We start from the raw sequence: 6213 nt of genomic DNA, 5'->3' as shown, positions 1-6213 counted from the left end.
ATACGCAGGTGCGATGTGTGCGCACGAATTCTCGTCGCTCCGATGGGAGCATGTCGCGGTCGGTGGGAGCCACGAATGGCTCGGTGGCAAGTGGTAGCAGCACTTTCGTCGGTTCGCTTTCATCGGCTATTTATGGTTACAGTGTTGCCGTTATTGCGTATGCCTGTCAAGAGCGGCCATACTTGCCCGTGTGGCAACCACCTCTGGCAAGCCAGCCAAAGCAGTTCGGCCTTCCCGGGGACGACCCTCGATTCCAGTGGAAAAGATCGTCGCTACCGCGCTGCAGATAGTCGACGAGGAGGGCGCCGACGCGCTGTCGATGCGCACCCTTGCCCAGCGGATGGATTCCGGGACCGCAACCCTGTACCGGCACTTCACCAGCCGGGATGAATTGGTGGCGCAAGTGGTCGACTTGGTTTACGGCTCAGTCGAACTCGACATCGAGCGGCTGCGGGCGATGAGTTGGCAGCAGGCGATCAAAGCCGCCACGCAGGCCACGTTCGACGGCCTGCGCAAGCACGCAGGCGTCGCGCCGCTGTTTTTCGACCGGCTCCCCGTCGGACCCAATGCGATGGCTCAGCGCGAACGTGTCATCGCGTTGCTCCTCGACAATGGCTTCGCGCCGAGGCTCGCCGCGCGCTCGTATGCAACATTGGCGCATTACGTATTGGGCTTCGTGGCCCAGCTTGACGGTCACGCGACGACGACCCGCCCAAGCGATGAAACACAATTTCGCGCCCTGGACCGCGATCTGTTTCCCGCGACGGCCGCCGTCGCCAAGCACCTCCCCGTGCCACTGGAAGACGAGTTCGCCTTCGGGCTCGACCTGATCATCGGCGGGTTGGCCCAGCTAGTCGCCTCACGAAGTTAGCGACCCATTCGACCCTCGCCGTCCACCGCTGGCGTCCCAAGACAATTTTGCCTATTATCTGCGTATGAATGCAGGTAACAAGGCGTTCACCCCTATAGCCGAGGATCAGGTCCACCTCGTTGTGGAGGTGTTCCGCATGTTGGCCGATCCGACTCGCATACAGGTGTTGTGGGCGCTGTCGGATGGAGAGTCATCCGTGAACGACCTCTCGGAGCGGGTGGGCAAGGCCGCCCCCTCGGTGTCGCAACATCTGGGCAAGCTCCGCATGGCACGGTTGGTGCGCACCCGCCGGTCGGGCACCACCATCTTCTACAGTCTCGAAAACGAGCATGTCCGCCAGTTGGTAGTGGATGCTGTATTCAACGCCGAACACGCGGGTCCCGGTCTGCCCTCGCACCACCGGGACGACTCCGAATTGCGTTCTCTTGACGGCGGTTTGACTCAGCGAAAAGGGCATCAACGGTGACTCATTCCTCAAACCATGGGCACACGCATGACCATCACCATTCACATTCGCGGGGGTTAGCGGGGGTGATCAAAGAAATATTCGCGCCGCACTCTCACGACGCGGCCGACAGTGTTGACAGTGCGCTGGAATCGTCAGCGGCTGGTATCCACGCCGTGAAGATCAGTCTGCTCATTCTGAGTTTGACAGCTGCTGCGCAGATCATCGTCGTAATCATCTCGGGCTCAGTGGCATTGGCCGCCGACACCATCCACAACTTCTCTGACGCGCTTACAGCGGTACCACTGTGGATTGCCTTCGCGCTCAGCACCAAACGAGCAACCCTGCGCTACACCTATGGTTTCGGCCGAGTCGAGGATCTTGCGGGTTTGTTCGTCGTGGCGATGATGGCGATATCGGCAATCGTCGCGGCCTACGAGGCGATGCAGCGGCTGATCCACCCTCAACCCGTCCAGCATGTCGGATGGATTGCTACGGCCGGACTCATCGGATTCCTCGGCAACGAGTGGGTCGCCGTGTACCGAATCAGAGTTGGGCGCCGTATCGGCTCTGCCGCGTTGGTGGCGGACGGTTTGCACGCACGCACAGACGGCTTTACCTCACTGGCCGTTCTGCTCAGCGCCGCCGGTGTGGCGTTGGGCTTCCCGCTCGCCGATCCGATCATCGGCTTGCTGATCACCGTGGCGATCCTGGCGGTGCTGCGTACCGCGGTGCGCGACATCTTCCGTCGACTGCTTGATGCCGTGGATCCTGGGACCGTCAAGATCGCCGAACGGACGTTGTGTGCGCAACCCGGCGTGCGTTCCGTTCGCAGTGTGCGGATGCGGTGGATCGGCCACCGTTTACATGCCGATGCCGAACTCGATATCGAACCTGATACCACACTGGCCGACGCGCATAGGATCGCCCACGCCGCCGAGCACCAACTCACTCACGCCGTGCCCAAACTGAGAACCGCACTGATCCACGCCTACCCGGCGCATCCCGATTCTGCCCCGGAAGACCACGACCGCGGCACCGCTCGGACCTGACCGAGGCCCCCGCCCCGCAGACGTGAGTTCTGCTAAGCCCCCAGACGCTTGACGTGATCAGCACCCCAAACTAGCGTTATCGGAACAACTATTTGGTCTTGGGAGCCGGGGGTTACGATGTACACCCTTCGATGCGACACCCGAGCCGCGCGTTGCGAACGGTGCGCCATCCACCGACAAGAGGGGGCCAGATGACCGTCGACACCACCAGCCCGAGCGTCTTCGATGCCGGCTTGCCGACCATCGAGTACGACGTCACCGCGCCTCCCTCGGAGGTCTACTCGCAACTTCTTCAAGCACGGGCGCAATCGCCTATCGTGCTGGGAACGCTTGGACCCGAGGTGCTTTCGTATGAACTGGTGCGAACCATCCTCCGGGACAGCCGGTTCCAAGTCCCGCCCGGCTACATTCTCGCCGTCCAGGGCATTACGTCCGGACCGCTGTGGGACAAGGTAGTCCGTTCATTGCTGGGCATGGACGGCGCCGAACATCAGCGGGTACGCAGCGTCGTATCGAAGGCGTTCACTCCCCGAGCGGTCGAGCGGTTGCACGACACCATCGCGAATGTGATCGACGGAATCGTCGAGCCGATCAGCCGTCAAGGCCACTGCGACGTCGTCACCGACATCGCGCGCCCCTACCCCGTGCCCGTCATCTGCGCGCTGCTCGGCGCGCCCAGAGAAGACTGGGAACAGTTCGCGGTGTGGACCGACCAGATCTTCAGGGCTTTCATCTTCCCCTTCGCCGCCGACGGCGAACCCGACGTGATGCGCGCCTGGGGCGAACTCGACGAGTACGTCGATGAGATGATCGCCCGTCGTCGGCACACCCTCACCGACGACCTGCTCTCCGACCTGATCCGCGTCGAGCACGAGGGTGATCGCCTCAGTACCGACGAGCTGCGCATGCTCGCCGCCGCGCTATTGATGGCAGGCACCGACACCACGCGCAACCAGGTCGCCGCCTCCATCGATGTCCTCTGCGATCACCCCGATCAATGGAACCTGTTGCGAGACAGGCCCCAACTGGCGATGTCTGCCGTCATCGAGACGATGCGCCACGCCCCGATATCCAACGCTCTGTTGCGCGTCGCCACCGAAGACGTCGAACTCGCGGGCGTGATGTTCCCCGCCGGCACGATGGTTTTCACGAATACGGCTGTGGCCAACCGTGATCCGGAAATCTACAGCGATGCCGACCGCTTGGACATCACCCGCGAGGGATTGCCACCGATACTGAGCTTCGGCGCGGGCATGCACTTCTGCCTCGGAGCCAACCTGGCCCGTCTGGAGATCGCCGAAGCTCTCAAGACCGTCACCCGCCGGATTTCCAACCCTCGCCGAACCGGGCCGGCCCCGTGGAAGCCGGCGTTCGGCTTGAGCGGGCCGAACAGCCTCCCCATCGCCTTCGACAGCTGAACATGAGTGAGTCCACCCGGAGCCGTGACGTCGACGGCGTTCGAGTCCTGACCTTCGATCGGCCCGAACGCTTGAATTCGTTTACGGCGTCGGACTATCGCGACCTCCACCTCGCTCTAAACGCGTGCCTCACCGACGACTCGGTTCACGCGGTGGTGCTCACCGGCGCGGGCCGCGCATACTCCGCCGGCGCCGACCGATCCCTGCTCAAACTCGCAAGGGATGGCCAAAGTGACGCGGGCACCGAATTCAACTTACTGCTCGAAGTGCTGGGCGGTTTCGACAAGCCACTCTTGGCCGCCGTGAACGGGGTGGCTGTCGGAATCGGCGCGACCATGCTGATGTACTGCGACCTGGTCCTCGTCGCCGAAACAGCAAGACTGCGCTTACCTTTCACCGAACTGGGGATCGTACCCGAAGCGGGGAGCTCGGCGTTACTCCCGCGGCGCCTACGCTGGCCCGACCTAACCTGGGCGGTGCTCAGTAGCGAGTGGATCGACGCATCCGCAGCGGTAGACATGGGGTTTGCCTGGCGGTGGGTTCCCGATAGCCAGTTGCTGGACGAAACCCTCAGCGCCGCAGCGAAAATCGCGAAGTTCGACAACGCGGCGGTGCGCGCGACCAAACGCCTCATCACCGCCGGCCGAGCCGACATCGCCAAGGCCGCGGCCGAGAGCGAGGCCGCCGAGCTGAGCCGGCTCTTGCAAGGTCGGGACGACAGTTAACAGGTAACTTCGTTGGGATGACGGCCTCAGCGCCAACGAAACCCACAGAGATCGTCGTGATAACCGGTGCGTCCACCGGTATCGGGGCGGCCGCGGCACGCGAACTGGCTCGGCAGGGCTTTCGCGTCCTCGCGGGTGTTCGGCGCGATCGGGACGCCGACGCAATCCGGGGGCCGGGCATCGAGCCCCTGATCCTCGACATCACCAACGGTGACCACATCCGGGCGCTCACCGCTCGAGTGCACGAGGGCATGCGGGTGCGAGCGCTGGTGAACAACGCGGGCATCGGAGTCAACGTGCCTGTCGAGACCTTTCCGATCGACCAGTGGCGACGGCTGTTCGAGGTCAACCTCTTCGGTCACATCGCCGTCACGCAGGCGCTGTTGCCGGAGCTGATCCGTAGCCGGGGTCGCGTGGTCAACATCAGCTCGGTGGGCGGCAGGATCGCCATGGCCACCTACGGTCCGTACGCGGGCACGAAGTTCGCGCTCGAGGCGGTCAGCGACTCGTTGCGCCGCGAACTCGCCGCGACCGGTGTCCAGGTGGTCGTGGTCGAACCCGGGGCCGTGAGGACGGAGATGCCCGGCCGGGCGATCGCCGGAGCCAACGAGCTGGTGTCGAAGATGACTCCGGAACAAAACCAGCGCTACGGCGGGCTGGTGCACGCGATCACCGCACAGACTGCGGCGCATACCGACTCGGGGCTACCCGCCGACGCCGCGGCTAACGTGATCGCCAAGGTGGTGATGGCGCGCAACCCGCGCACGCGTTACACGGTCGGCCGCGACGCCGCGCTGCTCACCCGCTTGGCGCGCATCCTGCCCGACCGGACGCTCGACCGCCTCTTCGCCACGGCGCTGCGCCGCCATTTTCCAAGGGAGAGCGGGTCATCCGACTGACCGCTGGTCATTTTCGAGGAAAGCGAGCGTTGAGCGCCTTGAGCATCCGTTTGGCTTCGGCTAGGCGGTCCCGCACCACCGCCAGCCGCTCGGGAGGCTCGACGTAACCCTCGGACTCGCAACGGCGTTGCCACGCCGCTTCGGCATCGGTCATCTTTCGCTTCATCGTCGAGATCTCGCGGCGCAACAGATCGATGAAGAGCTGGGCCTGGGCGAGTTCGGAAGGTTGGCTCAGCGGAATGACTTCGGCGACGTCGGCTGATAGTTCATCACCCGTATTCGTCGCCACCATGACCCTCTACCCCAGTAAGTCCAGAGAATCCGTCACGGGCCGGCCGGCCGCGACTAACCGCCGCTTCACGCGCTCGGTGTCTTCCGACGACCGCATCTCGTCGGTCAGCTTGGTGATCGCCACCCGCACGTCAGTGCCCTCGACGGGCGTATGACTGGTGGTCATGAAATTTGTCGCGACGGCCACGACCTCGTCGTCGGACAGGCGGCGGCTTAGCGGCGCCAACAGGGGCACGTAGTCACCCTGCGGAACGCCCTCGGGGTATCCCGCGCGCAGGAGTGTAACGATCCGCGTCAGCAAACCGGACACCGCATGACCGCCCCTCTACGCACCGTCCCGCGATCAACACTGGTTCCCCCGACCCCTAAAGGCAACTTTTTCGAGTATCCGTAAATGCCGCGTTCATGGCCAGTTCACCCACGCTACTGCGGAAGGGGCCAGCGTTCTAGGGTAGTGACATGCGGACGGCATTTCATGACCAACTCGACGCGCTGGCCGAGATGCTCAGCAA

Annotated in this window: 8 protein-coding genes and 1 pseudogene; 6 read left to right on the top strand and 3 right to left on the bottom strand. The window is 63.7% G+C overall.

The window, feature by feature from the left end; genetic code table 11:
* Nucleotides 1–103 (bottom strand): annotated as a pseudogene (locus tag JOZ00_RS17990) (pyridoxamine 5'-phosphate oxidase); the annotation flags it as partial.
* A 153-nt stretch (nt 104–256) separates the two neighbouring features.
* On the opposite strand from JOZ00_RS17990, the gene JOZ00_RS17985 reads away from it, so the two are divergent.
* From JOZ00_RS17985 to JOZ00_RS17960, 6 genes are all read left to right on the top strand, one after another.
* Nucleotides 257–871, top strand: coding sequence for a TetR/AcrR family transcriptional regulator (locus JOZ00_RS17985; RefSeq protein WP_293345966.1), 615 nt, complete (start codon nt 257–259; stop codon nt 869–871).
* 64 nt (nt 872–935) lie between these two features.
* Entirely contained in the window at nt 936–1337 is a 402-nt protein-coding gene (locus JOZ00_RS17980; RefSeq protein WP_293345964.1) for a metalloregulator ArsR/SmtB family transcription factor, read from the top strand.
* Nucleotides 1334–2368, top strand: a complete 1035-nt coding sequence (locus JOZ00_RS17975) for a cation diffusion facilitator family transporter (protein ID WP_293345962.1) — start codon at nt 1334–1336, stop codon at nt 2366–2368. The genes JOZ00_RS17980 and JOZ00_RS17975 overlap by 4 nt, the downstream gene beginning before the upstream one ends.
* Before the next feature lie 191 nt (nt 2369–2559).
* The gene (locus JOZ00_RS17970; RefSeq protein WP_293345960.1) at nt 2560–3786 is read left to right on the top strand and encodes a cytochrome P450; all 1227 of its coding nucleotides are present in this window, start codon (nt 2560–2562) and stop codon (nt 3784–3786) included.
* A gap of 2 nt (nt 3787–3788) precedes the next feature.
* On the top strand, nt 3789–4511 hold the full coding sequence (locus JOZ00_RS17965; protein WP_293345958.1) for an enoyl-CoA hydratase-related protein: 723 nt from the start codon (nt 3789–3791) through the stop codon (nt 4509–4511).
* 17 nt (nt 4512–4528) lie between these two features.
* Nucleotides 4529–5410 carry an SDR family oxidoreductase gene (locus tag JOZ00_RS17960; RefSeq protein WP_293345956.1) on the top strand — a complete coding sequence of 294 codons (882 nt, stop codon included), beginning with the start codon at nt 4529–4531 and terminating at the stop codon, nt 5408–5410.
* Between the two features lie 7 nt (nt 5411–5417).
* Here the strand turns inward: JOZ00_RS17960 and JOZ00_RS17955 are convergent, their stop codons facing one another.
* The gene (locus tag JOZ00_RS17955; protein ID WP_293345954.1) at nt 5418–5702 is read right to left on the bottom strand and encodes a hypothetical protein; all 285 of its coding nucleotides are present in this window, start codon (nt 5700–5702) and stop codon (nt 5418–5420) included.
* A gap of 6 nt (nt 5703–5708) precedes the next feature.
* Nucleotides 5709–6011, bottom strand: a complete 303-nt coding sequence (locus JOZ00_RS17950) for a DUF3349 domain-containing protein (protein WP_293345952.1) — start codon at nt 6009–6011, stop codon at nt 5709–5711.
* Nucleotides 6012–6213 lie beyond the last annotated feature (202 nt).

This window comes from Mycobacterium sp. (genome assembly GCF_019243155.1).
Taxonomy (GTDB): domain Bacteria; phylum Actinomycetota; class Actinomycetes; order Mycobacteriales; family Mycobacteriaceae; genus Mycobacterium.
Note: the sequence above shows the minus strand (reverse complement) of the source record. Positions and strands in the feature narration are given on the sequence as shown.